Source organism: Prescottella equi (assembly GCF_002094305.1).
In the GTDB taxonomy this organism is placed as follows: Bacteria; Actinomycetota; Actinomycetes; order Mycobacteriales; family Mycobacteriaceae; genus Prescottella; species Prescottella equi.
In genome coordinates this window covers 204,002-228,409 of sequence record NZ_LWTX01000001.1, presented here as the reverse complement: position 1 = coordinate 228,409, position 24,408 = coordinate 204,002, and the positions used below count along the sequence as shown (strand labels likewise).

The 24,408-nt window shown below is 69.4% G+C and carries 22 protein-coding genes; 5 read left to right on the top strand and 17 right to left on the bottom strand.

The features are described from left to right. Positions 1-103: 103 nt before the first annotated feature. The 3 genes from A6I89_RS01125 to A6I89_RS01115 form a co-directional block, all read right to left on the bottom strand. Positions 104-994: a shikimate dehydrogenase gene (locus tag A6I89_RS01125; protein ID WP_022597168.1), complete on the bottom strand. Its 891-nt coding sequence runs from the start codon at positions 992-994 to the stop codon at positions 104-106. Then, positions 991-2,367 carry an MFS transporter gene (locus A6I89_RS01120; protein ID WP_005518680.1) on the bottom strand — a complete coding sequence of 459 codons (1,377 nt, stop codon included), beginning with the start codon at positions 2,365-2,367 and terminating at the stop codon, positions 991-993. The genes A6I89_RS01125 and A6I89_RS01120 overlap by 4 nt, the downstream gene beginning before the upstream one ends. A 170-nt stretch (positions 2,368-2,537) precedes the next feature. Further along, complete coding sequence (locus A6I89_RS01115) at positions 2,538-3,440, bottom strand: LysR family transcriptional regulator (protein ID WP_005518679.1); 903 nt, start codon at positions 3,438-3,440, stop codon at positions 2,538-2,540. A 128-nt stretch (positions 3,441-3,568) separates the two neighbouring features. On the opposite strand from A6I89_RS01115, the gene A6I89_RS01110 reads away from it, so the two are divergent. Continuing rightward, a complete protein-coding gene (locus tag A6I89_RS01110; RefSeq protein WP_005518678.1) occupies positions 3,569-4,264 on the top strand; it encodes an SDR family NAD(P)-dependent oxidoreductase in 696 nt (231 codons plus the stop codon). 41 nt (positions 4,265-4,305) lie between these two features. Here A6I89_RS01110 and A6I89_RS01105 read toward each other — a convergent pair whose 3' ends face one another. The 3 genes from A6I89_RS01105 to A6I89_RS01095 form a co-directional block, all read right to left on the bottom strand. Further along, the gene (locus A6I89_RS01105) at positions 4,306-5,223 is read right to left on the bottom strand and encodes an NAD-dependent epimerase/dehydratase family protein (protein WP_022597171.1); all 918 of its coding nucleotides are present in this window, start codon (positions 5,221-5,223) and stop codon (positions 4,306-4,308) included. A 153-nt stretch (positions 5,224-5,376) separates the two neighbouring features. Beyond that, the gene (locus tag A6I89_RS01100) at positions 5,377-6,564 is read right to left on the bottom strand and encodes a 4-hydroxybenzoate 3-monooxygenase (protein ID WP_005518674.1); all 1,188 of its coding nucleotides are present in this window, start codon (positions 6,562-6,564) and stop codon (positions 5,377-5,379) included. A gap of 117 nt (positions 6,565-6,681) precedes the next feature. Next, positions 6,682-7,398, bottom strand: a complete 717-nt coding sequence (locus A6I89_RS01095) for an IclR family transcriptional regulator (RefSeq protein WP_013416758.1) — start codon at positions 7,396-7,398, stop codon at positions 6,682-6,684. A 178-nt stretch (positions 7,399-7,576) separates the two neighbouring features. Here A6I89_RS01095 and A6I89_RS01090 point away from each other — a divergent pair, with 178 nt between their 5' ends. Next, positions 7,577-8,860, top strand: a complete 1,284-nt coding sequence (locus A6I89_RS01090; protein ID WP_022597173.1) for an MFS transporter — start codon at positions 7,577-7,579, stop codon at positions 8,858-8,860. A gap of 66 nt (positions 8,861-8,926) precedes the next feature. On the opposite strand, the gene A6I89_RS01085 is transcribed toward A6I89_RS01090, so the two are convergent. From A6I89_RS01085 to rfbD, 4 genes are read right to left on the bottom strand one after another with little or no spacing between them, the layout of a single operon-like run. Further along, positions 8,927-9,703 carry an SGNH/GDSL hydrolase family protein gene (locus A6I89_RS01085; RefSeq protein ID WP_005518669.1) on the bottom strand — a complete coding sequence of 259 codons (777 nt, stop codon included), beginning with the start codon at positions 9,701-9,703 and terminating at the stop codon, positions 8,927-8,929. A 49-nt stretch (positions 9,704-9,752) separates the two neighbouring features. Further along, positions 9,753-10,832, bottom strand: coding sequence for a mannose-1-phosphate guanylyltransferase (manB, locus tag A6I89_RS01080; protein ID WP_005518668.1), 1,080 nt, complete (start codon positions 10,830-10,832; stop codon positions 9,753-9,755). Further along, positions 10,829-11,731: a glycosyltransferase family 2 protein gene (locus tag A6I89_RS01075; RefSeq protein ID WP_013416761.1), complete on the bottom strand. Its 903-nt coding sequence runs from the start codon at positions 11,729-11,731 to the stop codon at positions 10,829-10,831. The genes manB and A6I89_RS01075 overlap by 4 nt, the downstream gene beginning before the upstream one ends. Before the next feature lie 34 nt (positions 11,732-11,765). Then, positions 11,766-12,659, bottom strand: a complete 894-nt coding sequence (gene rfbD, locus A6I89_RS01070) for a dTDP-4-dehydrorhamnose reductase (RefSeq protein WP_041674372.1) — start codon at positions 12,657-12,659, stop codon at positions 11,766-11,768. Positions 12,660-12,699: 40 nt separating this feature from the next. Between rfbD and A6I89_RS01065 the strand changes: the two genes are divergently transcribed. After that, positions 12,700-14,235: an LCP family protein gene (locus A6I89_RS01065; protein WP_390893142.1), complete on the top strand. Its 1,536-nt coding sequence runs from the start codon at positions 12,700-12,702 to the stop codon at positions 14,233-14,235. A 38-nt stretch (positions 14,236-14,273) separates the two neighbouring features. Next, positions 14,274-14,993, top strand: a complete 720-nt coding sequence (locus A6I89_RS01060) for a TIGR03089 family protein (RefSeq protein WP_044991320.1) — start codon at positions 14,274-14,276, stop codon at positions 14,991-14,993. Positions 14,994-14,998: 5 nt separating this feature from the next. Here the strand turns inward: A6I89_RS01060 and A6I89_RS01055 are convergent, their stop codons facing one another. The 6 genes from A6I89_RS01055 to A6I89_RS01030 all read right to left on the bottom strand — a co-directional run bounded on the left by A6I89_RS01055 (position 14,999) and on the right by A6I89_RS01030 (position 22,424). Beyond that, positions 14,999-17,440, bottom strand: a complete 2,442-nt coding sequence (locus tag A6I89_RS01055; protein ID WP_022597181.1) for an ABC transporter permease — start codon at positions 17,438-17,440, stop codon at positions 14,999-15,001. Further along, positions 17,440-18,195, bottom strand: coding sequence for an ABC transporter ATP-binding protein (locus tag A6I89_RS01050; RefSeq protein ID WP_005518658.1), 756 nt, complete (start codon positions 18,193-18,195; stop codon positions 17,440-17,442). Before A6I89_RS01050 ends, A6I89_RS01055 begins: the two co-directional genes overlap by 1 nt. Before the next feature lie 491 nt (positions 18,196-18,686). Beyond that, positions 18,687-19,355: a response regulator gene (locus A6I89_RS01045; protein WP_013416766.1), complete on the bottom strand. Its 669-nt coding sequence runs from the start codon at positions 19,353-19,355 to the stop codon at positions 18,687-18,689. A 10-nt stretch (positions 19,356-19,365) separates the two neighbouring features. Then, on the bottom strand, positions 19,366-20,550 hold the full coding sequence (locus tag A6I89_RS01040) for a sensor histidine kinase (protein ID WP_022597183.1): 1,185 nt from the start codon (positions 20,548-20,550) through the stop codon (positions 19,366-19,368). 32 nt (positions 20,551-20,582) lie between these two features. Further along, positions 20,583-21,056, bottom strand: a complete 474-nt coding sequence (gene purE / locus A6I89_RS01035) for a 5-(carboxyamino)imidazole ribonucleotide mutase (RefSeq protein WP_044991321.1) — start codon at positions 21,054-21,056, stop codon at positions 20,583-20,585. A gap of 84 nt (positions 21,057-21,140) precedes the next feature. Beyond that, positions 21,141-22,424 (bottom strand): 5-(carboxyamino)imidazole ribonucleotide synthase, encoded by a 1,284-nt coding sequence (locus tag A6I89_RS01030; protein WP_087576507.1) that lies wholly within the window; start codon positions 22,422-22,424, stop codon positions 21,141-21,143. 113 nt (positions 22,425-22,537) lie between these two features. On the opposite strand from A6I89_RS01030, the gene A6I89_RS01025 reads away from it, so the two are divergent. Beyond that, positions 22,538-23,086: a GtrA family protein gene (locus tag A6I89_RS01025; RefSeq protein WP_005518653.1), complete on the top strand. Its 549-nt coding sequence runs from the start codon at positions 22,538-22,540 to the stop codon at positions 23,084-23,086. Here A6I89_RS01025 and A6I89_RS01020 read toward each other — a convergent pair. Further along, positions 23,083-24,408, bottom strand: coding sequence for a sensor histidine kinase (locus A6I89_RS01020; RefSeq protein WP_005518652.1), 1,326 nt, complete (start codon positions 24,406-24,408; stop codon positions 23,083-23,085). The two genes, A6I89_RS01025 and A6I89_RS01020, sit on opposite strands and share 4 nt — an antisense overlap.

The following is a 24,408-nucleotide window of genomic DNA, read 5'->3' as shown; positions in this document are numbered from 1 at the left end:
TCACGCGTTATTGACAGAATCAACGGTTCATTGTGCTGATTCCCGTCAATGTCAATGCGCGAAAAACGCGTGCGCGGATGGGCCGCGCACGCGTTCGTCGTCGTCAGCGCCCGGGAGCGCCGGCCCCGCTCGCCAGTACCTCGCCGAGGTGCGCGCGCATGCGGGACCGGTCGGTCGCCGCACCGGTCAACAGCTCGAACGTGTCCGCCGCCTGGGCGACGAGCATCTGGCCGCCGTCGAGCGTGGCACAGCCGAGAGCGGCTGCCGCGTCGAGAAGTTGGGTTCGCAGAGGGCGGTAGACGATGTCCGCCACCCACAGACCCGCGTGCAGTGCCGCAGGGTCCACCGGAGTTCCGGAATGTCCGTCCATTCCGATCGGGGTGGCGTTCACCAGGCCGGTCCGGGACGCAAGAACGTCGGCCACGTGGCCGAGATCGACCGCCCCACAGGCGGTGTCGGGGAACGCACCGGACACCCGCGCACACACGTCCGCGGCCCGACCCGCGTCGACGTCGGCGATCCGCAGATCCTGCACCCCGGCCGCGGCCAGCGCGTACGCGACCGCCGATCCCGCACCGCCCGCGCCCAGCAGGAGAACGGCGGCGAGGTCCGCGTCGGGCAGCCCTCGCTGCAGTGCGGTGAGGAAGCCGCTGTGGTCGGTGTTGTGTCCGACCAACCGGCCGCCATCGACGACCACCGTGTTGACGGCTCCGAGCAGGCGCGCGTTCTCGGACAGCTCGTCGAGCCCGCCGAGCACCGCCTGCTTGCACGGATGGGTGACGTTGAACCCGGTCCAGCCGGCCGCGGCGAACTCCCGGACGAGGTCCCCGGTCTCACCGACCGTCACCTCGCGCTCGGCGAGGTCGATCAGCTCGTACCGGTACTGGGACAGGCCGAGCGCGGCGGCCTCGTGCTCGTGGAGTTGCGGCGACAGCGACGTCGCGATACCCGCGCCGACCAGGCCGATCCGATGGGTGCGGTCAGCGGCGGTCATGCGTTGCTCCCGGCGAGTTCGCGCGCCTGCGCGGTGGCCCGTTTCTGCGCCTCGCGGCCGGCCGGTTCACCGAGCAGTTCGGTCGGGGTGCGGTGAGTCTCCGGACCGAACATCGCGGCGACCGCCGACAGGACCGCGAAGCCCATGCACATCCACGCCACCGGGACCCAGTTGCTCTCGTCACCGGACGAGAGCAACTGCGCGATCGCCGGAGTGAAGCCGGCGACCAGCAGGCCGAGCATGAGGCTGACCGCCATGCCGGTGTAGCGCACCTTCGCCGGGAACTGCTCCGGGAAGTACGCCGGGTAGATGCCGTTGGGCATCGAGTAGAAGAGACCGATCAGGATGATTCCGGAGGCGAACACCATGGGGACGCTTCCGGTACCTATCGCGTGGAAGAACGCGAACACCATCGCGCCCGCGCCGACGGCGCCGAGGACGAACAGCGGCTTGCGGCCGTACCGATCGGCCAGCATTCCGAAGAGGGGCTGGCTGAGCACCGCGACGAAGTTTGCCGTGGCGATCGCCCAGAGCATCGACTGACGCTCGATCCCGGCGACATTGACCGCGTACGCCAGGGCGAACACGTTGACGATCGTGTTGATCATCGCGAACGAGGAACTCAACGCGACCCGCAGCACCGTCCGCCAGTGCGAGCGGAAGACCTCCACGACCGGGACTGCGGCGACCTCGTCGCTCTCCTTCATCTCCTCGAAGACCTCGGGTTCGTCGAGGCTGCGGCGCAGCCACAACGCGACGACCGTGACGACGATGCTGGCCCAGAACGGAATTCGCCAGCCCCACGAGTACAGCGCGTCGTCGGGGAGGGAGGCGATCGGGATGAACACCAGACTCGAGACGACGATGCCGAACATGATGCCGCTCATCGTGAACGAGGTGAAGAACGAGCGCCGGTCCCCCGGCGCATGTTCGAGCGTGAGCGACGACGAACCGGGCGACTCACCGCCCGCCGACAGCCCCTGCAGCAGACGCAGGAGCACCAGGATGACCGGCGCCGCGACACCGATGGTCTCGTAGGTCGGAAGGCAACCGATGACGAACGTCGACACACCCATCATCAGCAGACAGGCCAGGAGGGCATTCTTACGTCCGAACTTGTCGCCCAGATGCCCCCACAGCACCGCTCCGAGCGGACGAGCGACGTAGGCGACTCCCAAGGTTCCGATCGACAGCAGCGTTGCCGTGGCGCCGTCGCCGGGAAAGAAGATCTTCCCGAAGACGAGCGCCGCAGCGGAGCCGTAGATGAAGAAGTCGTAGTACTCGAGCGTGCTGCCGAGGAATCCCGAAACAGCTGCCCGACGGGCATTCCGGTTCGGTGGTCCGTCCACGGTGCGGGCAGACGTGTGTGCCATGGGGGTCCTTTCGCGCAGGGAAGCCGACGGCTGACGAAGCTGGGGAAATGCCACGTCGCGCCACGAGAGCGGGATGCTCGTGACGGGTGTCACAGCCACCGGCAGGGCACGAGCCTGTCACGCCCGACTATGCCGCGTCCAACACCGAATACGTCTGAGACCCTGACCGATCAGGTCTCGATCCGCGGCGTCGGCAGAATCTCCTCCGACACCCTGAGCGCCACCCGCAGCGCTTCCGAAGCGTTGCGCGGCGACCACGCGATGGCATGGTTCATGTATTTCTCCTCGCCCGACAGGTGAACGAAAACTGTTCCCGGCGGGAGGATCTCGGCAACGCCGGAGGGCATCAACGCGACCCCGACCCCGGCGGCCACCAACATCAGGATCATGTACGGGTCCGTGATCTCCTGAACGATCCGCGGCCGGAACCCCGCGTCGAGGCAGGCGCGCATCGCCACCTCCTGCAGGCTCGACCCCGCCGACAACGGAGTGGTGACGAAGCCGTCCTCGATCAGTTCCCGGAGATCGATCTCGGCCGCACCCGCGAACCGATGGTCGGCAGGCAACACGACCCCGAACGCCTCGCGGCGGATCAACCGGGTGTCCACCGACGTCGACTCGACCGGGAGCCCCACGAAAGCCAGGTCGAGCGCGCCGCTTTCGAGTTGGACGACCGCCTCCCGGGTCATGATCCGGCCGACCAGAGAGAGTTCCACGTTCGGATAACGCTGCCGCAGCGCCCGGGTGAGCGGCGGCAGTGACTTGTGATTGAGCACGCCGGTGAAGCCGATCCTGATCCTTCCGTAGACCCCACCCGACGAGGATCGCGCCGCGTGGCGAGCGGTGTCGACATTCTCGAGCAGTCGATAAGCATGCGGGATGAACGCATGCCCGGCAGAGGTCAGCGCCACGCTGCGCGTGCTCCGCTCGAAGAGAGTGACGCCCAGATCCTTCTCCAGCTTCCGGATCGTCTGGCTCAGCGGCGACTGAGCCATCTGCAGTCGCGCCGCGGCCCGCCCGAAGTGCAACTCCTCGGCGACCGCGACGAACGCGTGCACCCATCGAATCTCCATCCCGCTCCTCCACGACTTGACGCCTGTGCCGCACGCCATATATTCAGCTACCGACATATTCAAAAGTTTGATTATGTGCGTTGGCAACTTAAACCATGACGAGTGCGCAAACAACGACAGGAGCAGAAATGACGGCAACGTATCCCGACGGCACGACGGCCCTCGTCACCGGAGGCGCCAGCGGTATAGGGGCGGCGTGCGCGAAGTTGCTGTCGGACAGCGGTGTTCGCGTCGTCACGGCCGATGTGGCGGTCGGGGCGGACGTGCGCCTGGATGTGACCGACGAAGCGGCGGTCGACTCGCTGCGCCGCGAACTCGGACGCGTCGACATCCTCGTCAACAGCGCCGGCGTGGTCGGCCCCTCGGCCCCACTCGTCGACCTGGACCTCGACGCGTGGCGCCGGACGTTCCGCATCAACGTCGACGGGGTCTTCCTCATGTGCCGGGCGTTCGTGCCCGCCATGGTCGATGCGCGATGGGGCCGGGTGGTGAACCTCGCGAGCATCGCAGCCAAGGACGGCAACCCCACACAGAGCGCGTACTCGGCGTCGAAGGCCGCGGTGATCGCACTGACCAAGTCGCTCGGGAAGGAGATCGCCCGCACCGGAGTACTCGCGAACGTTGTGGCACCCGCGGCCGTCGAGAGCCCGATGAACGCCCGAACGGATCCGGCGATCCTGGCACGATCGCAGAGCCTGACCCCGATGGGGCGGATGGGCCGTCCGGACGAGATTGCCGAACTGGTCGGCTGGTTGTGCTCGGATGCGGTCAGCTTCTCGACGGGCGCGGTGTACGACGCCAGCGGCGGCCGCGCGAGCTACTGACCGGTGGGGCGGCCGGAGGGGTCACGGCCGCCCCGAAGCGATCAGCGCGCCGTGGCGGCCTTGACGATCTCGTACATCTCCGCGATCGCGCGGGCACAGTCGCCCTGCGTGTAGCCGAGCAGCGCGGTCTCGGCCGGATCGGTGTCGTACGCAATGACGTTGCCCCGGCCCTGGACGATGAAGCTGTCGGGCAGCAACGGATGCTCCTCGTCGCGCTCTTCGATCGAACGGTCACCTCCAGCGGCGTCGACCAGCAGCTGGAAGTACTCGGCGAAGGTGAGGTTCTGGTCACCGATCAGGTAAGCCCGGCCGGACTCGGCGTTCTGCAGCGCACCCCAGATCGCCTCGGCGAGCGACTGCGCCGACATGTAGTTCGTGCCGCCGGCCGGTGCGAAGTCGGGGATCTGCGGCTCGTTGCCCGCAGCCCACGAGAACAGCTTGCGATAGCGCTTGGCGGACACGCCGCTGATGGCGCCCAGGATCGACGGCGGGTTCAGCGTCGAGACGTTGAAGTTCTCGTCGGCCAGGGCGCGCGCACCCTCGTCCGCCGCCTTGCGCGCGGCCACGTACGGCATCGTCTCCGCGTACTCCGGCCGCAGGTGGTGGTAGTAGCTGCCGACCTGGACGAAACGCGAGACCCCGGCCTCCTTCGCGAGCGCAGCGAAGCGCGGCACGCCACCGGTCTGGGTCTTCTCCCAGAACTCGGCCTCGTCCACGTCGCGGCCCATGTGCCGGATGTCCTGGCCCGCAGCGAACACGACGGCCTCGAACGGCGCCAGATCGTCGACCGTGAACGTCTGCTCCGTGTAGTCACCGAGCAGCACCGGGAAATCACGCACCGGGGAGTCGTCGGCCAGCGGATTGCGGGCGGCGACGGTGACGTCGTTTCCCTGATCACGCAGGTGCAGCGCGGTGTGGGCGCCGATCATGCCGGTGCCGCCGACGATCAGGATCTTCATGGAATGCCTCTTCTGTAGGTGGAGCGGTACTACCCTCACGAACCTACGGACGACACGATCGCCTGCATCCCGGATTCTCACCGAGCGAGAAACCGCCCGGGTTCGGCCGGCCCCGACCCCGACGCGGGGCCGGCCGAGACCCGTCCTCGCCGGTCAGCCCAGCGGGGTGCCGACGTAGTTCTCGGCGAGCAGCGTGCGGCCGGCCACCGACCGGGTGACCATGTCGAGCTCCGCGACCTGACGCTTGTGGTCGAAGCCGGACGCGTCCGGCAGTCGGTGCATCATCGAGGACATCCACCACGAGAAGTGCTGCGTGCGCCAGATGCGCGGCAGCACCGTCTCGGTGTAGGAGTCGAGTCGGCCGCGGTCGCCGGTCTCGAAGAACTCGGCCATGCCCTTGGACAGGACGTAGACGTCGGCGACGGCGAGATTGAGGCCCTTCGCTCCGGTGGGCGGCACCGTATGAGCGGCGTCGCCCGCGAGGAACAGGTTGCCGTGCTGCATCGGCTCACACACGAAGCTGCGGAACTGCAGGATCGACTTCTCGAAGATCCGGCCGTCCTTGATCTCCGCGCCCTCACCGTCCACGCGTGCGTGCAGTTCCGACCAGATGCGGTCGTCCGACCAGTTGTCCACCGAGTCGTCCGGATCGACCTGGAGGTAGTGGCGCTGGACCTGCGGGGTACGGGTGCTGATGAGCGCGAAACCCCGCGGATGGTTCGCGTAGATCAGTTCCTCGGAGGACGGCGGCGCCTCGGCGAGGATGCCGAACCACGCGAACGGGTACTGGCGGAAGTGGTCCTGCCGAATCGACGGCTCGGGGATCAACTTGCGGGTCTTGGTGCGCGAGCCGTCGCAGCCGCCGACCAGCGCACAGGTGAGCGTCTGCTCGCTCCCGTCCGCGTCGGTGTACGTGATGTAGGGCTTGTCGGAGGTGTGGTCGTGCACCTCGACGTCGGAGACGCCGAAACGAATGTCGCCGCCGTCGGCGAGCCGCTTGGCGATGAGGTCCACGAGGACCTCGTGCTGCGGATAGACCGTGACGGCGCGGCCGCCGGTGAGTTCGTCGAACGCGATGCGGTGTCCGCGTCCGCCGAAGCGCAGTTCGATGCCGTGGTGCTCGAGCCCCTCGGCCTTCACCCGGTCGCCGAGGCCGGTCTCCACCATCAGGTCGACGGTGTTCTGCTCGAGCACGCCCGCGCGGATGGTGCCCTCCACCTCTTCCCGCGTCCGAGCCTCGAGAACGACGGATTCGATGCCGCGCAGGTGCAGGAGATGGGACAGCATCAGTCCGGCCGGGCCGGCGCCGACGATGCCGACCTGGGTGCTCGAGATGGACATGGGTAACTCCCTCGGTAGATCGTGATCGCCAACACTGTCCCGGCGAACGACCCGTGCGCGGCAGGACCACTTTCACTGAGTGAAAGAGTATTTCGTCCCTGTCAGGTGAGACGTGTGTCACGCGACGCCACGGGAGATACCCCGCGCAGCGGCCCGCAGGGCGGGAATCAGGGGTGCCGGATCCTCGTCCGCACGAACCACCACGGAGACCGACGCGATCACCTCGCCCCCGGGACGTAGAACGGGCGCAGCCACCGCGAGCGTGCCGATGTTGAGATGCTCCCGGCAGACGATGAACCCGGTCCGCCGGATCTCGTCCAGCGTCTGACGCAGCCGGTGCTCGCTCGTGATCGTGTGGGGGGTGAACCGCTCGAGTCCCCCGGCCAGCACCGCGCCGAGCAGATTCGGGCCACCGTGCGCGAGGAGAACGAGACCCCCACTCGACGCGTGCAGCGGCAATCGCCCTCCGGCCCGCCCCACCACCGCAACCGCGCCGCGCGCCGAAAGCCGCTCCACGTACAGCGCCTCGAGTCCGTCGCGGACGATCAACTGCACGTTCTCCCGTGTCGCCTCGTACAGGTCTTCCAGGTAGGGCATGGCCACCTGCCTGAGACCGTGTGCGCGGGGCGCGAGAGCTCCCAGTTCCCAGAGCCGGACGCCGATCTCGTAGCGACCCTCGCCGTCACGTTCGAGCGCACCCGTCTCGACCAGTCGGGCGCACAGTCGATGGACGGTCGGTAGCGGCAGCCCGGTCCGCCGAGCAAGTTCGGACTGCGTCATCCGCAGTCGCTCCGAGGAGAACGAGTTGAGCACCCGGAACGCCCGACCGATCATGCTGCGGTCGATTCCACCTTCGTCGCTCACCTGCCCAGTGTGGCCGGACCACACGCGCAGCAGACCGCCAACCCCTCGGTTTGCGGCTTGACATTCTCCTGTGACCCACCCAACAATGACCGAGTTCTTAAATTGAACGGTGGTTCGTATTGCGAACACCTTGGCTTCTGGAGATCGAATGAGCACCATCGAACGACTCGAGACACGCGGCCGCGCCGCGATGTGGGTCGCCCCACTGTGTTGGATCGCCGTCCTCCTCGACGGCTTCGATCTCGTGGTCCTGGGTGCGGTGATCCCCTCACTGCGCGAGTACGGCGACTGGAACCTGAGCACCAGCGCGATCACGACGATCTCCACGTTCGGCCTCGTCGGTATGACGATCGGCGCCCTCGTCATCGGCACCCTCACCGACGTGATCGGACGGCGGCGAGCACTGATCTACGCCGTCGCGGCGTTCTCGGTTCTCACGCTGCTGTGCGCGGTCGCGCCGAATCCGTTCGTCTTCGGACTGCTCCGCTTCCTCGCGGGAGTCGGACTGGGCGGCGCCCTGCCCACCGCGCTGGCCCTGGTGAACGAATTCTCCAAGAAGCAGGGTGGCGGATCGGCATCGACGATGCTGATGACCGGCTACCACGTCGGCGCCGTCGCCACGGCGGCCCTGGCACTCGTGCTCATCGACCCGTTCGGCTGGCACTCGATGTTCGTCGTCGGCGCCGCACCGGCCGTCGTACTGATCCCGTTGATGATCAAGTACCTGCCGGAATCGCCATCCTACCTGCTGTCCAAGGGCCGCCGCGAGGAAGCCGCGACCATCGCGGCACAGTACGGACTCACGCTCGAGGCAGCCACGGCCGCCGACGCCCCCGTGGCCACGGCCACCGACCCCGTCAAGACGCTCTTCTCACGAAAGTTCCTGCGCAACAGCATCGCCATCTGGGTGACGTCGTTCATGGGCCTGCTGCTGGTCTACGGCCTCAACACCTGGCTGCCGACGATCATGCGCGAGGCCGGCTACGAACTCGGTGCGGCCCTGACCTTCCTGCTGATCCTCAACGCCGGCGCCGTCGTCGGCCTGCTGGTCGCGGGCCGCGTCGCCGACAAGGTGGGGCCGCGGACCGCGGCAATCGCATGGTTCACCGGCGCAGCCGTCTTCCTCGCGCTGCTCAGCATCGACGTCGGCGGCGGCATCTACGTCATGGTCTTCCTGGCCGGCTGCTTCGTCTTCAGCGCGCAGGTGCTCGTGTACGCGTTCACCAGCGCCAACCATCCCGCGAACGTTCGTGCGACAGCCCTCGGCTGGTCGGCGGGCGTCGGCCGGGTCGGCGCGATCTGCGGACCGATCCTCGGTGGCGCGCTGCTCGGCGCCGGCTACGCGGTGCCGTGGGGCTTCTACGCCTTCGCCCTGGTCGGTCTGATCGGCCTCGTGGCGATCGCCTCGACCCGCAATCTCGGCACCGACTGACGGACCGCACACGAGAGAGGGCCGGCCGGGATTCCCGGTCGGCCCTCTCTCGTCGGACGACGCCCCCTACCGGATCGGTGCGAGCGTGGGCCGCTTGGCGGTGATGCCGTCGCCCGACGACGTCCCGCGCAGTCGGCGCCCGACCCACGGGACGAGGAACTCGCGCCTCCACCGGCGGTCGGCCTCGCGCTGGGACGCCCTGTCGGTGGGCAGCTCCGGACCGAGCGGGTCCATCACGATGTGGTGCTCGACGCCGAGGGTCTGGAGCACCCGGATCGCCATGTTCTGATGTCCCGGGGTGGACATGTGCAGGCGGTCCCAGTCCCACATCCGCAGGTCGCGGTACTCGTCGAAGCGCCAGAAGTCGACGATCCGGGCGCCGTGCCGGTCCGCCACCTCCCGGACCAGTTCGTTGTAGATCGCGGACCGGCCGCGCAGCTTGCCGAACACTGCCGCCCAGCCCGCGTCGTAGGCGGTCCACACGAGCACCTCGGCGCCGGTCGCGGCGAGCTTGCCGATGGCCTCGTCGTAGCGGGCGACGAGCGCGTCGATGTCGATCTTGGGCCGCATGAAGTCGTTGCCACCGGCGTAGATGGTCACGAGGTCGGGCTCCAGCGCGACGGCCGCGTCGATCTGTTCGTCGACGATGGGGCCGAGCAGCCGACCCCGGACCGCGAGATTCGCGTATCCGAAGTCGGCGCTGCGCGTGGCAAGTTCCTCGGCCACCCGGTCCGCCCAGCCCCGCAGCCCGTTGGGCCGGGTCGGGTCGGGGTCGCCCACCCCCTCGGTGAACGAGTCACCGAGGGCGACGTACCTGTGGAAGACCGGTTCCTGCGACAACATGACCCCAGTATTTCAGTAGCAGCGCTAAAGAAGTTGGCGGCGTGCGCAATCACACGTCGGTGCTGAACCGCACCCCGCCGTCGGGCAACTTCACGCCGGGCCACACGCGGGCGCCGCCGATCAGCTCGCAGCGGGCACCGACGTCGGCGCCGTCGCCGATCACCGCGTCCCGGATCAGGGCGCGCGGACCGATACGGGCACCGAAACCGATGATCGACCGCTCGACCACCGCACCGGCCTCGACCTGGGCGCCGTCGAACAACACCGCGCCGTCCAGTCGGGCTCCGGCGCCGACCTCGGCACCGCGGCCCACGACGGTGCCGCCGATCAACAGCGCACCCGGCGCCACCCCGGCGCCCGGATGCACGAGCGACTCGCCGCGCGGACCCTCGAGGGCCGGCGACGGCGCGATGCCGCGCACCAGGTCGGCCGAACCGCGCACGAAGTCGTCCGGGGTACCCATGTCCCGCCAGTACGACATGTCGACGTGGCCGAACACGCGGGCACCGTCGGCCAGCAGGGCCGGGAACACCTCGCGCTCGACCGACACCGGGCGATCCGACGGAATCTTCTCGATGATCTCGCGGCGGAAGACGTAGCAACCGGCGTTGATCTGGTCGGTCGGCGGATCCTGCGTCTTCTCGAGGAACGCCTTGACCCGGCCTTCCTCGTCGGTGGGGACGCAACCGAACGCGCGCGGATCGCCGACCCGCACGAGGTGCAGCGTGACGTCGGCGTTGGTGCGGTGGTGCGTGTCGAGGACCGCGGCCAGGTCGGTGCCGCCGAGGACGTCGCCGTTGAAGACCATGATGTTGTCGGCGCGCAGGCTCGGCAGCACGTTGCGGATGCCGCCGCCGGTGCCCATCGGCTCCACCTCGGTCACGTACTCGATCTCGAGCCCGAGGTCGCTGCCGTCACCGAAGTGCTCCTCGAACACCTTCGCCTTGAACGACGTGCCCAGGACGACGTGCTTGATCCCGGCCTGCTTGATCCGCGCCAACAGGTGCGTCAGGAACGGAACTCCCGCCGTGGGGAGCATCGGCTTGGGCGCCGACAACGTCAGGGGACGCAGCCTGGTCCCCTGGCCTCCCACCAGAATCACGGCATCGGTCTCCGCAGCGAGTGTCATGCTTTCCCCTCTGTCTCGATCTCTTCGTCCTCGCGTCCCGTGCGCTGGCGGACGGCTGCCGCAACCGCCAGCTTCGAACGCAGTGCCAATCCCCCGCGCAGGGCCCACCGCAGCGGCGCCTGCCACCACAGCGGATGCCGGTCCGCCTGGAAGCGGTAGGCGCTCTCGTGATGTGCGGGCAGCATCAGTTCGGGATGCTTGCCGGCCGCGTGCCCCTTGGCGTGGGTGACCTCGGCCGACGGGACGAACACGTTGAGCCAGCCGGCCCGTCCCAGCCGGTCCCCGAGGTCGACGTCCTCCATGTACATGAAGTAGCGGGAGTCGAATCCGTTCACCGAATCGAACGCGGACCGGCGCATCAGCAGGCACGAGCCGGACAACCAGCCCGCGGGCCGCTCGGTGATCGTCTCGTTTTCCTGCCGGTACCGCTGCGTCCACGGATTCGACGGCCACACCGTGCCGAGCACCGCGTGCCCGGCGCCGGAGATCAGGTCCGGAACCTGCCGGGCGGACGGGTACACGCTGCCGTCGGGCTCGCGCACCATCGGGCCCAGTGCGCCGGCGCGCGGCCACCGGTCGGCGGCCGCGAGCAACTCGTCGATCGATCCGGGAGACCACCGCACGTCGGGGTTGACGACCACGACGAACTCGATGTCGGGGTCGATCTCGGCGACGGCGCGGTTGATCGCGCCGCCGTAGCCGATATTGCCGCCGGTACGCAGCAGCCGGACATGATCGTGAGCTGCTGCGGCGGCCTCGGGGGCGCCGTCCGTCGAACCGTTGTCGGCGAGGATGACCTGCGGGTTCTCGACCGTCGCGTCGGCCAGCGTGCTCAGAAAATGTTCCAGGTGCTCGCCCGGCGAGTAGGTCACCGTCACCACGGCCAGCTTCGAACTCACGCGGACAACCCTAGCCCGCGCGCCCGTATCGTCCTCATCGACGCTGCGCCAGCGCGTCGGCGAGGGCGTCGCGCCACGGGCGCAGCGGCGTCAGCCCGGCCGCTTCCCACGCGCGGGGAGACAACACGGAGTAGGCCGGTCGCGGTGCCGGACGCACGAACTCGGCACTGGTGCACGGCCGGACCCGTTCGGGGTCCGCGCCCACCCCGGCGAACACCGCGCGCGCCAGGTCGAACCACGTGGCGCTACCGGCGTTGGTGGCGTGCAGCGTCGCCCCGGGCCGGCCACCGACACGCGCCAGTTCGAGCAGGCCCGCGGCCAGATCCACCGCGTACGTCGGCGAACCCACCTGGTCGTCGACCACGGAAACCGTGTCCTTCTCCTTCTCGAGCCGCAGCATCGTCGCGACGAAGTCGGTACCGCTTCCCGTGTACACCCACGCCGTCCGGACGATGTGTGCGTCGGGGAGCACCGCACGGATCGCCAGTTCGCCGGCCAGCTTGGTCCGCCCGTACGCGGTCCGGGGGCCGGTCGGATCCCCGGGCTCGTACGGTGCGGCGTCGGCGCCTGCGCGGTCCCCGGAGAACACGTAGTCGGTGGAGACGTGGATCAGGTCGGCGCCCGCCTTCGAGCAGGCCGACGCGAGATTCCGGGCGCCGGTCTCGTTGACCGCGGTCGCTGCCGCCTCGTCCGTCTCGGCGGCGTCCACGGCGGTGTACGCCGCGCAGTTCACGACGACGGCGCCGGGCGCCACCCACGAGTCGACGGCACCCGCGTCGGTGATGTCCAGCTCAGCCGAACCGACACCCTCCACCGGCAGGCCAGCGGCCTCGGCGCACTGCACCAATCGGCCGCCGAGTTGCCCCCGCGCACCCGTCACCAGAATCCTTCGCACAGGGAGCGAGTCTGGCACGCCGAGCGCCGCCATGCCCTGTCGAAGCGGAATCACCAGTAGCCTTGTCGCCAGTATGAGTACCGACCGTCATGGAGGCCGACGCGTGCCACACGAGCCCACCGCACGGAGGGTGCCGCGAGCGCAGAACCCGCTCTCGCGCATTCAGATCGCAGTCGCGGTCGTCGCGGTGCTGGTCCTCGTCATAACCGGATTCGCCTGGCGCAGTGTCGATTCGCTGCGCTCGAATCTCGCCACGATCGGCGGCCTCGGCCTCGGTGGCGCCAAGGACGGCGCCGTCGACATCCTGCTGGTGGGCACCGACAGTCGCACCGACGCGCACGGCAATCCGTTGAGCCAGGCGGAACTCGACTCGCTGCGTGCGGGCGAGGAGGTCGCGTCCAACACCGACACGATCATTCTCGTCCGGGTACCCAACGACGGCAGTTCCGCGACCGCGATCTCGATTCCGCGCGATGCGTACGTCGACGTGCCCGGCCTCGGGAAATCGAAGATCAACGCCGCCTACGGCGCCACGAAGGAAGCCGAGCGCCAGAAGCTGATCGAGGACGGCGAGTCCGAGAAGACCGCCGAGAACGAATCGAGCCAGGCCGGCCGCGAGGCTCTCATCAAGTCGGTGGCGAACCTCACAGGGGTGACGGTCGACCACTACGCCGAGATCGGGCTGCTGGGCTTCGTCCTGCTGACCGATGCCGTCGGCGGTGTCGACGTGTGCCTCAACGCGGCTGTGGACGAACCCCTCTCGGGCGCGAAGTTCCCCGCCGGCGAGCAGACGCTGTCGGGGCCGAACGCGTTGAGCTTCGTCCGTCAGCGCCACAACCTGCCCCGCGGCGACCTCGACCGCATCGTCCGCCAGCAGGTGTTCATGGCCTCGCTGGTGCGCGAGGTACTCAGCGCGAAGACACTCACCAGCCCGGGCAAGCTCAACCAGTTGAGCGCGGCGGTGAAGCGCTCGGTGGTACTCGACTCCGACTGGGACATCATCGAATTCGCCACCCAACTCCAGGACCTGGCGGGCGGCAAGGTGCGGTTCGAGACCATCCCGGTGGTCGACATCAACGGGATGACCGACTACGGCGAGTCGATCGTGCAGGTCGACCCCAAGGCGGTTCGCAAGTACGTGGCCTCCCTCGCCGGTGAGGAGCCCGCCGAGGACGACACCACCACCTCCACGACGCCGACGACCATGCCGGACATCGAGGTGTCCTCGGTGACGGTCGACGTCGCGAACGACAGCAGCATCAGCGGTCTCGCGTCCACCGTCGCCGCGACGCTCGAGGACGAGGGGTTCGGACTGGGCGACGTCGGCAACAACACCGGCAAGTCCGTGAGCCGCAGCACGGTGTTCGCGAACAAGTCCGACAGCCAAGCCGGCCAGGCGGTTTCCGTCACGCTCGGTGGACTGCCGATCGAGGCGGACTCGTCGCTCGCGTCCGGCGAGGTTCGCGTCGTGCTCGCCGGCGACTACAAGAGCCCCGCGGGTTCGTCGACCGGGTCCGGCGGCGTCGCCGACGCGGGTACCTCCCCCACCCCCGTCGAACCCGGGCCCGCGATCGACGCCGGCAACAAGGGCCCGCACTGCGTGAACTGACCGGACAGGGAACCGACCCCGCCGCGTGAACTGACAGAATGGGCGCCGTGACCGACCTGACCACCGCACTGCTCGATCCGATTCTCGCCGCCGACCCGGCGGGCCCCCGGATCACCTACTACGACGACGCCACCGGCGAGCGCATCGAACTGTCGGCGGTCACGCTCGCCAACTGGGCCGCGAAGACCGCCAACTTCCTGTCGGACGAGTTCGCGCTCGTGCCCGGCGCCCGGGTGTCGGTGCTGCTGCCCGCGCACTGGCAGACCGCCGCCGTGCTGCTCGGCGCCTGGTGGGCGGGCCTGGAGGTCACACTCGAGGCGGATCCCGACGCGGACGCCGCCCTCGTGACGGTCGACCGACTGGACGATGTGGCCGACGTCCCCGAGGTCGCGGTCCTCTCGCTCGACGCGTTCGGGCGCCCCGTTCCCGACCTGCCTGTCGGCGTCACCGACTACGCGACGGCCGTCCGGGTGCACGGTGACCAGTTCCGGCCGAGCGGTTCCGGCCCTGCGGCCCTCGACGGCCGCGGCGTCGACGACGTCCTGTCCGCCGCCCGCTCCGGGGCCGCCGCCGACGGTGTCACCGGAAGCGACCGGGTGCTCTCCACCCGGTCCTGGTCGACGCCCGACGAGCTCATCGCCGGGCTGGTCTCGGTGCTCGCGGTGGGCGCGTCGCTGGTACAGGTGGCCAATCCCGACGCCGACGCGGTCGAACGTCGCGTCGGCGCCGAGAAGATCACCACCCGAGTCGGCGGGTAACCGGCTCACGCCAGTGCGGCCACCGGCGCCGTGCGCGCCGCCCGGCGTGCCGGCAGGATCGCGGCGACGACGCCGGCGATCCCGCCGCCGAGCACGATCAGCAGCAGCGTCAGCCACGGCAGGGTCCCGAGTTCGAGGTCGTCGAATCCGAACACCGACGCGGATCCGGTGATGCCGAACGCCAGACCCAGCACGACTCCGAGTGCGGACGCTACACCGGCGATCAGCACGGCTTCCCACAGCAGCAGCGACCGCAGACCCGCCCGGGTCAGGCCCACCGCCCGGAGCAGCCCGGACTCGCGGCGGCGCTCGAGCACCGACAGCGCCATCGTGTTCCCGACACCGATCAGGGCGATCACCACGGCCACCGACAGCAGCCCCGCGACGATCATCAACAGTGTGTCGAGGACCGTGTCGAGGGTCGCCCGCATCAACAGGGAGCCACCGACGTCGCTGCCCGGCGCCAATTGCTCCGCCAGTGACGCGATCTCGTCCCGGACCGCGCGCTGGTCGTCGTCGGAGAGACCGTCGACGAGCCGGATCCACAACTGCTCGGTACTCACCTGCGACGACAGCGTCCCCAACGCCCGCTGCTCGACCATCGCGGGCAGCTCACCCGAGTCGCCCACGGTGAACTCGCCGCGCGCCGCGTTGCCCGCGAGCATCACCATGGCTCCGGATTCGAGGCCGAGCCCGTTCCGGTCGTCGGCGGGCAGCAGCAGTTGACGGTTGCCCGGCAGGTCGATGTCGGTGCGCAGGGTCGCGCGCACCGCCGGAACGTCCGTGCCGTACACCGTGAGGGCGCGGCCGTCCGGGAGGGTGAGGTCCGCGACCGAGAGCGGTGCCACCGCATCCACCCCGTCCAGCGCCCGCACGCGGTCGGTGAGATCGATCGGCAGTCCCCCGTCCTGGTGCGTGGAGACGCTGACGTCCACCGGGAACTGGTCGTCGACCGCGCCGGGGGCACTCGCCTTGGTGACCGCGATCCCGACGACGAGTGTGCTCGTGAGCGTCACGCCGATCAGCAGTGCCGTCGCGGTCGCCGCGGTGCGCCGGGGGTTGCGCCCGGCGTTGCCCGCCGCGAGCATCCCGACCGGGCCACCGAAACGGCCCAGCACCGCACCGACGCGGGAGATCACAGCCGGGACGATTCGCTGGCTCAGCAGCACGATCGCCACGAACGTCAGCAGTCCTCCGACACAGGCGATGAGCACCTGAGCGGTGGCCACACCGACCGCCAGGATGCCGACGCCGACGACCAGCCCGAGCAGGCCCAGGAAGCGGCGGGCCCGCGAGACCACCAGTGGTTCGGGTTTCGACTCGAGCGGCTGCAGCGCCGCCAGCGGCGACACCCGCGTCGCCGCCCGGCCGGGTGCCGATGCCGCGATCATCGTCATGGCGATGCCGACGAGCAGCCCCGCGATCACCGTGACCGGGGTGACGGTCAAGCCGCGCAACGGAATCGGGGCGTCGGTGGCGGCCACGATCCGGCCCACCGCCCAGGCTGTCGCGACACCGGTCGCCACACCCAGCACCGACGCGACCGCGCCCACCCCGGCAGCCTCGGCCCGCACGCTGCGTCGCACCTGCGCGGCCGTCGCGCCGACGCAGCGGAGCAGCGCCAGCTCCTGGGTCCGGGCAGCGAGCAGCACCGCGAACGTGTTCGCGATGACCAGCCCCGCCACCACGACCGCGATGGCGCCGAACGCGAGAAGGACACTCGCCAGCAGATCGGAGTCGCCCAGGTACTGCTGCGACGCGAGTTCCGTCTGCCGGGCCGCGGTCTCCACGGTCGTGTCCGCCGGCAGCGCCGCGCGGACCCGGTCGGCCAACTGTTGCTGCGTCACGATGCCGTCGCCGGCGACACGGATCTCCCGCGCACCGCCACCCGCAGTCCACGCGTCCAACTGCGCGGGCGTCGCGAACACCGTGGCGCCGTCCATGCCCTGCGCCGTGCCGGACAGGTCGACATGTCCGACCACCTTCGCGGTCTCGGTGACCTGCCTGTCGCCGCCGAGCGTCGTGACGGTGATGTCGCTGCCGAGTGGGACACCCGAGTCCTTTTCCACCGCAACCTCACCCGGCACGTCCGGGAAGCGCCCGTCGGCGAGGGACTGCCAGCGCAGCGACGCGTCGTCCGCCACGGACTGCGCGGACCCCCACGCCGCGGACTCGCCGTCGCGTCGCACCTTGACGCTGACCGAGACGTCCTCGCTCACCGCCCGCACGCCCGGCACCGCCGCGACCGCGGCCACGTCGGCGCTGCCGGTCACCACGACGTCCGACGACGCGTACTGACCGGCCAACGAGTCCGTCACGCCGGACTTCAGTGTCGAGTTCAGGGTGAGCGTCGCGACGATGAAGGCCACCGAGATCACGACCGCGAGCGCCGAGGCGACGTACCGTCCCGCGTGGGCCCGCATCTGCGCCCATGCCAGCCCGCGCATCAGTGCGTCCTGCTGACGTCGTCGGCACCGAGCAGGCGCATCGTCTCGATCACCGAATCGGTGGTGGGACGGTCGATCTCACCGGCGATCCGGCCGTCGGCGATCAGCACCACCCGATCCGCGTAGGACGCCGCGACCGGATCGTGTGTCACCATCACCACGGTCTGACCCGTCTCGCGCACACTCGAGCGCAACAGGTCCAGAACCTCCGCGCCGGTGCGGGAATCGAGATTGCCGGTGGGCTCGTCCGCGAAGATCACGTCGGGCTGCGGCAGCAGAGCCCTCGCCACCGCGACCCGCTGCTGCTGCCCGCCCGACAACTCGTGTGGGCGGTGTCCGAGCCGGTCGGTCAACCCCAGTCGCCGCACCACCTCGTCGCGCCATCCCGGCTCGGGCAGACGTCCCGCCAACCGCATCGGCAGCAGCATGTTCTCCTCCGCCGACAGCACCGGCAGCAGGTTGAACGCCTGGAACACGAAGCCGATCCGATCCCGTCGCAGTTCCGTGAGCGCGCGGTCGCCCAGGGTCGTGATCTCGGTGCCGCCCACTTCGACGGTCCCGGCTGTCGCGGTGTCCAGGCCGGCGAGGCAGTGCATCAGCGTCGACTTACCCGAGCCCGAGGGTCCCATGATCGCCGTGAACATCCCGGCCCCGAAGTCGACGTCCACCCCGCGCAGTGCATGGACCGCGGTGTCGCCGCTGCCGTACGTCTTCGTCAGGCCCCGAGCCCGCACCTTCTGGTCGTCAATTCTCATGCAGTCGACGTTATGGCTGGTTAGGGGCCCGGCACATCGGAGCGCGGGGCGATCTCCAGGCGGGCCGCCGTCATCCCTGGGTAGGACCGGCGGTCATCCTGGGTGCCCACTCCCGGGCCTCGAGCGTGGAAATCCGCACACCCGACTCAGGACTGGACGCTACGGCTCTCCACAGGCCCTGGCCCATCCACAGACTTTTCCCCTCCCTGGGTGCCACACCGCGGTGCGTCATACCCGGGTCGGACTCTCCCCTCGTGAACCACTTCGGCATCCACACCCGTTCCGAGCCCCGTTCCAGAGTTGTCGTCGAAGTCGACGGACGCGAATTCCACAGCGGACCGGAGGTGTTCCACAGCGGCCGGAAGCGGCAGAACTGGCTGGTCCGGCAGGGATGGCCGGCGCTCGCGTCGCGCCCCGGCCTGAGTGTCCGCCCCTTCCGAGGTGCGGCGGGAATCCGCCCGGGAGGCGCAGGAGTGGGCGCAGAGGCCGACTCAGTCGGAGCCGAGCAGATCCTGCGGACGGACAAGACCGACCTGGAACGCGTAGACCACGGCCTGGACCCGGTCGCGCGAACCGGTCTTCGAGAGCACCCGTCCCACATGGGTTTTCACGGTCGCCTCGGACACCACGAACTTCTGTGCGATCTCCGAGTTCGACAACCCGTGGGCCATCGCCTCGAGCACCTCGATCTCGCGCGGGGTCATGTCCTCGGGCAGCGACGGGGCCGCCGAGTCGCTCAACATCGGCCCCACGTGCTGCAGCAGCTTGCGGGTGGAGCGGGCCTCGATCACGGCGTCGCCGCGGTGGACGGTGCGGATCGCGGCCAGCAGTTCCTCCGGGGGCACGTCCTTGAGCAGGAAACCGCTGGCGCCCGCACTGATCGCCGACATCACGTACTCGTCGTTCTCGAACGTGGTGAGCACCACCACCTTCGGGGAGTCGTCCCGCGCGGTGAGCCGGCGGGTGGCCTCGATGCCGTCCAGGTGCGGCATCTGCACGTCCATCAGCACGACGTCGGCGGCTGTGCGCTCCAACTCGGCCACACCCGCCGCGCCGTCGGATGCCTCGAGCACCACGGTGAGATCGGGCTGCGAGTCGATCACCATGCGGAAACCCGCCCGCACGAGCTGTTGGTCGTCGACGAGCGCCACACGGATCATGCGGACCAGCCTAGGGCGCGACGTACGGGAGCAGTCCCTGCACCCGGTAGCCGCCCCCGGACGCCGGACCGGCGGTCAGTCGCCCTCCGTGGAGTTTGGCGCGTTCGGTCATCCCGATCACGCCCTGACCGCCCGGCGACGGTTCGATCAACGCGGCCGCCCCGCCCCGGCCGTCGTCGGTGACGACGAGCTCGAGTTCACGCTCGCCCCAATACACGTCCACCCGCGCATGGGCACCGGGCCCGGCATGCTTGAGCACGTTGGTGAGCGACTCCTGCACGATCCGGTACGCGGTGAGACCGGCCCCGGTGGACAGCTCCCGCGGCTCGCCCGCAACGCTCAGAGCAATGTCCAGGCCGCCGCGCCGCAATTCGGCGACGAGCCCGTCGATGTCACCGACTCCCGGCATCGCGGAGAACTCGCGCGGCCGATCCTCGCGCAACACCGACAACAGCGCCCGCATGTCGGTCAGGGCCTGCCGCCCGGTCGAGGCGATGGTCTCGAGCGCGGTGATCGCCGCCTGCGGATCCTGCGCCGCGCCGTACCGCCCGCCGTCGGCCTGGGCGATCACCACCGTGAGGGAGTGCGCGACGATGTCGTGCATCTCGCGTGCGATGCGGGTGCGCTCGCCGAGGGCTGCGAGTTCGGCCTCCTGGGCGCGTTCGAGTTCGAGCAACCGGGCTCGTTCGGTCAGGCCCTCGATCTCCTTCAGACGGACCCGCCGCAGATCACCGAACGCCCACACCGCCAGCACGAACACGACGAGGAACGTCGACGTGATCACGGCCTCCTGCCAGCCGCGTCCGTCGTACGCGAAATACTCGAGACCGCCGATCGACGCGCCCCCGATCGCGATCAGCAGCGCCGTGTAGCTGCTCCACCGCGGGGTGTAAGCGGCGAAGGCGTACAGCGCGATCGGCACCGCGATCACGCTCGGCAGCAGCATGTTCGGGATCAGCACGAGGTGCGCCACCGCGAATCCCGCGATGGTGAACCCGGAGACGATCGTGTGGGAGCGTCGCCACGCCAGCGGCACCGTCATACCGAGCGACACGACCAACGCCTTGTCGCCGCCGTCGGAGGCGGCGGCCAGGAGGCAGAAGAACGACAGGAGCGCCGCCACGACACGGTCGATTCCGACCGCGTGGGCGGCGCTCCAGCGATACCAGCGCTCACTCAGGGGGAACCGGGCCATGCCGTCAGCCTAGAGCCCGGTTTCGCAGGCGCTCAGCCGAGCAGCTCGGCGCGCAGCGCCGCGTCCTTCTCCAGAACCATCTGCTCGAGACCTGCCTGGTAGTCCGCCATCCGCTGCTGCAGGGCCGGATCCGACGCACCGAGGATGCGGACCGCCAGCAGTCCCGCGTTGCGCGCGCCCCCGATCGACACCGTCGCGACCGGCACCCCGGCCGGCATCTGCACGATCGACAGCAGCGAGTCCATGCCGTCGAGGTACTTCAGCGGGACCGGCACGCCGATCACCGGCAGCGGCGTCGCCGACGCCACCATGCCCGGCAGGTGTGCGGCGCCGCCGGCACCGGCGATGATGACCTTGATACCGCGACCGGCCGCGTCATTCGCGTAGTCGAGCATGCGCTGCGGAGTGCGGTGGGCCGACACGACACCCACCTCGAACCGGACACCGAACTCGGCGAGAGCCTCCGCGGCGGCCTCCATGGTCGGCCAGTCGGAGTCGCTGCCCATGATCAGCCCGACGAGGGGCCCGTTCGATTCAGTCACTTGCCGTCCGTTCCTGTGTGATCGTTTCCGAATTTCCGTCGAGCCCGGTCAGGACCGACCGTGCTCGTCCCACCCGTCGGTCCACTCGGCGTGCGACAGCCAGTGCGCCGCCCGCTCCGCGCGCTCGCGCACCGCGGCCACGTACGCCGGGTCGTCGATCGAACCGGAGGCCGCGCCGAGCACGTTCACGTGCCCGATCTTGCGGTCCTTGCGCTCGCCCTTCCCGTACAGGTGCACCTTCGCGTCGGGCATCCGTGCGAAGAGGTGATGCAGACGCTCGTCCATGCTCATGGCCGGTGCCTCGGGTGCGCCCAGCACGTTCGCCATCACCGTGACCGGCGCGATGGGCGACGGATCGCCGAGCGGGTAGTCGAGGACCGCGCGCAGGTGCTGCTCGAACTGCGACGTCCGCGCGCCGTCCTGCGTCCAGTGACCGGAGTTGTGCGGGCGCATCGCGAGCTCGTTGACGATCAACGTGCCGTCCGTCGTCTCGAACAGCTCGACCGCCATCGAGCCGACGACACCCAACTCCGACGCCACGCGCAACGCCAACTGCTCGGCCTCGGCGGACAGCTCCTTCGACAGCTGCGGCGCCGGTGCCAGCACTACCGCGCACTGGCCGCTCCGCTGAACGGTCTCTACGACCGGCCACGACGCACCCTGCCCGAACGGCGAGCGCGCGACCATCGCGGACAGCTCCCGCGTGAAGTCGACGGCCTGTTCGACCATCAACTGGACGCCCCTGTCGAGCTGCTCGGTGACGATCGCCTCGGCCTCGTCCGAGTCGTCGGTGATCCACACGCCGCGCCCGTCGTAGCCGCCGCGAACCGCCTTGATCACCACGGGCCACCCGTGCTCGGCGCCGAAACGGACGACGTCCTCGGCCCACGTGACCTCGGCGAACGCCGGGATCGGGGCACCCATCTCACCGAGTTTGCGGCGCATCGCCAGCTTGTCCTGCGCGTACACGAGCGCCTGCGGCGGCGGCTGCACGTTGACGCCCTCGGACACCAGCACGTCGAGGTGTTCGGTGGGGACGTGCTCGTGGTCGAACGTCAGGGCGTTGGATCCGAGCGCCGCCTTCCGCAGCGCAGCGAGGTCCTCGTGGCTGCCGAGCACGACGTCGGGGCTGACCTGCGCGGCGGGCTCGTCGATGCTGCCCGCCAGGACACGCAGGGTCTGGCCCAGCTCGATCGCGGCCTGATGCGTCATGCGGGCGAGCTGACCGCCGCCGATCATCGTCACGACGGGCATCCCGCTGGGGAGGTCACGCGGAGGAGTGGGGCGAGGTGCGGATTCAGATTTGCCGGTCACGACACACCATGGTGTCATGTTCGCTCGCGAACGCTTCTGCCGAGGTCATCCCCCGTCGCAACCTGTGAAGAACCTGATAAACAACGGTCCGCTGCCGCCGTCGAGATCGCGGCTTCGTAGAATACTTCGTTGTGTCTTTCGTCGACGCGGCGATGAGCCGAGTACCGCAGCCCTTCCGGGCCATCGTTCTTCGCCACCACGAGTTGATCAAGTTCGCAATCGTCGGCGGCACCACGATGGTGGTCGACCTCGCGATCTTCTACTCGTTGAGTCTGACGATCCTCGAACAGAAGCCCGTGGTCGCCAAGATCTTCTCCGGCGTCGTCGCCACGATCCTGAGTTACATCCTCAACCGGGAGTGGTCGTTCAAGCATCGCGGCGGCCGCGAACGCCACCACGAGGCCCTGCTCTTCTTCACGATCAGCGGGATCGGCGTCATCATCGCGGCGGCGCCGCTGTGGATCGCGAACAACGTCTTCGACATCCGCGCGTCGGCGAGTTTCACGACGGTCGTGATCGTCGACTTCATCCTGAACTACATCATCGGCAACCTGCTGCAGATGATCTTCCGCTTCTGGTCGTTCCGGCGGTGGGTGTTCCCCGAGGAGACCGGCGAGCACGAGCGCATCGAGGAGCCCGAGATCGCCCCCCTGGCCGGCGAGGACCCCACCCGCAACTAGCGCGGTTCGTGGATCCCGGCCACCCGCGTCGGGGCGTCGTCCTCGACCCGCGCCAGGAACAGCGCGAACAGTGCGGGCCGGCGCCGCTGCAGTTCCAGCCGTCCGCCGTCCGCCTCGACGAGGGCGCGGGCCAGCGCCAGCCCCACACCGGTCGAGCCGGCGCCCGAGAAGCCCCGATCGAAGATGTGCGGCGCCAGTTCGTCGCTCACGCCCTCCCCCTCGTCGGACACCTCCACGCAGACCCGCGCGTCGTTCTCCGACCCACGGCCGGCGGGCCCCGACGCGAGCCGGACCGACACCGTGCACGTGCCCGCGCCGTGCTGCAGCGAGTTGTCGATCAACACCGACACGGCCTCGCGCAGCCGGGACCCCGTCGACGACGACGTCAGCCTCGGCTCACCGCGTAGTCGGAGGACCCGGCCGGCCTCCTTGTACGGCCCCTGCCAGTCCGCCACGACAGTCGCCAGCTCCCCCACCACCGACACCGGTTCGCGTCCGGCCGAGCCGCTGTTGCGCGACGACCGGACCAGGTCGTCGACCGCCACGGTCAGCCGGTCCACCTGCGCCATCGCCTCCTCGGCCTCGTGCACGACGTCGGGGTCGGGATGCCCCGACAACTCGTCGAGCCGCAGTCGTACCGCGGTGAGGCGGCTGCGCAGCTGGTGCGAGACGTCGGCGACCAGTGCATGCTCGCGCTGCAGACGCTGCGAGATCTCCACCGTCGCGGAGTCGAGGACGTCGGACACACGGTCGAGTTCGGGGATCCCGTGACGCCGCGAATCGGGCCGGAAGTCCCCCTCGGCCAAGCGGGCGGCCCGCTCGGCCACGTCCTTGAGCGGGTCCGCGAGCCGTTTCGCGGTGACCACGGCAACCGCAGCACCGGCACCGATCGAGGCGAGCACGAGCAGTGTCACGGCGCCGACGGCCTGCCTCTGCAGCGTGCGCATGCGATCGGACGGCACCTCCAGCCGCAGCGAACCCGACGTACCCATCGACAGCGACTCGACCAGAGGCGACGGCACCCTCTCGGCGCCGAGGTCCAACCGGGCAGCGCCCTCCTGCGGGGTCGGATACACCACGACGAGTTTGCCGCCCTCGGGAACGACCAGACGCAGCGACGTCGTGTCGAGTCCGTCCTCGACGACACCCGAGGCACCCTCCTGGACGATGATCTCGGCGGCCATCCGATCGAGCCGGGCCTGCAGATCGCTTCGCGTGAAGTCCTCCACCCACAGCCAGGCGGTGTAGATCAGCGGCACACCCAGCAGGAGACCGGTGAGGATGACGACGGCGAGGATCGACTGCAGGATTCGGCGACGCAC

What these genes read in the sequence shown, in the direction of transcription:
- A6I89_RS01040 (WP_022597183.1), bottom strand. Translation starts at nt 20,550, where the DNA reads ATGGCCCGGTTCCCCCTGAGTGAGCGCTGGTATCGCTGGAGCGCCGCC.
- rfbD (WP_041674372.1), bottom strand. Translation starts at nt 12,659, where the DNA reads ATGGCGGCGCTCGGCGTGCCAGACTCGCTCCCTGTGCGAAGGATTCTG.
- purE (WP_044991321.1), bottom strand. Translation starts at nt 21,056, where the DNA reads ATGGGCAGCGACTCCGACTGGCCGACCATGGAGGCCGCCGCGGAGGCT.
- A6I89_RS01085 (WP_005518669.1), bottom strand. Translation starts at nt 9,703, where the DNA reads ATGTTGTCGCAGGAACCGGTCTTCCACAGGTACGTCGCCCTCGGTGAC.
- A6I89_RS01055 (WP_022597181.1), bottom strand. Translation starts at nt 17,440, where the DNA reads ATGCGCGGGCTGGCATGGGCGCAGATGCGGGCCCACGCGGGACGGTAC.
- A6I89_RS01030 (WP_087576507.1), bottom strand. Translation starts at nt 22,424, where the DNA reads ATGACACCATGGTGTGTCGTGACCGGCAAATCTGAATCCGCACCTCGC.
- A6I89_RS01120 (WP_005518680.1), bottom strand. Translation starts at nt 2,367, where the DNA reads ATGGCACACACGTCTGCCCGCACCGTGGACGGACCACCGAACCGGAAT.
- manB (WP_005518668.1), bottom strand. Translation starts at nt 10,832, where the DNA reads ATGACACTCGCTGCGGAGACCGATGCCGTGATTCTGGTGGGAGGCCAG.
- A6I89_RS01095 (WP_013416758.1), bottom strand. Translation starts at nt 7,398, where the DNA reads ATGATCGGTCGGGCGTTCCGGGTGCTCAACTCGTTCTCCTCGGAGCGA.
- A6I89_RS01050 (WP_005518658.1), bottom strand. Translation starts at nt 18,195, where the DNA reads ATGAGAATTGACGACCAGAAGGTGCGGGCTCGGGGCCTGACGAAGACG.
- A6I89_RS01105 (WP_022597171.1), bottom strand. Translation starts at nt 5,223, where the DNA reads ATGAAGATCCTGATCGTCGGCGGCACCGGCATGATCGGCGCCCACACC.
- A6I89_RS01115 (WP_005518679.1), bottom strand. Translation starts at nt 3,440, where the DNA reads ATGGAGATTCGATGGGTGCACGCGTTCGTCGCGGTCGCCGAGGAGTTG.
- A6I89_RS01060 (WP_044991320.1), top strand. Translation starts at nt 14,274, where the DNA reads ATGGGCGCCGTGACCGACCTGACCACCGCACTGCTCGATCCGATTCTC.
- A6I89_RS01125 (WP_022597168.1), bottom strand. Translation starts at nt 994, where the DNA reads ATGACCGCCGCTGACCGCACCCATCGGATCGGCCTGGTCGGCGCGGGT.
- A6I89_RS01090 (WP_022597173.1), top strand. Translation starts at nt 7,577, where the DNA reads ATGAGCACCATCGAACGACTCGAGACACGCGGCCGCGCCGCGATGTGG.
- A6I89_RS01100 (WP_005518674.1), bottom strand. Translation starts at nt 6,564, where the DNA reads ATGTCCATCTCGAGCACCCAGGTCGGCATCGTCGGCGCCGGCCCGGCC.
- A6I89_RS01110 (WP_005518678.1), top strand. Translation starts at nt 3,569, where the DNA reads ATGACGGCAACGTATCCCGACGGCACGACGGCCCTCGTCACCGGAGGC.
- A6I89_RS01045 (WP_013416766.1), bottom strand. Translation starts at nt 19,355, where the DNA reads ATGATCCGTGTGGCGCTCGTCGACGACCAACAGCTCGTGCGGGCGGGT.
- A6I89_RS01065 (WP_390893142.1), top strand. Translation starts at nt 12,700, where the DNA reads ATGAGTACCGACCGTCATGGAGGCCGACGCGTGCCACACGAGCCCACC.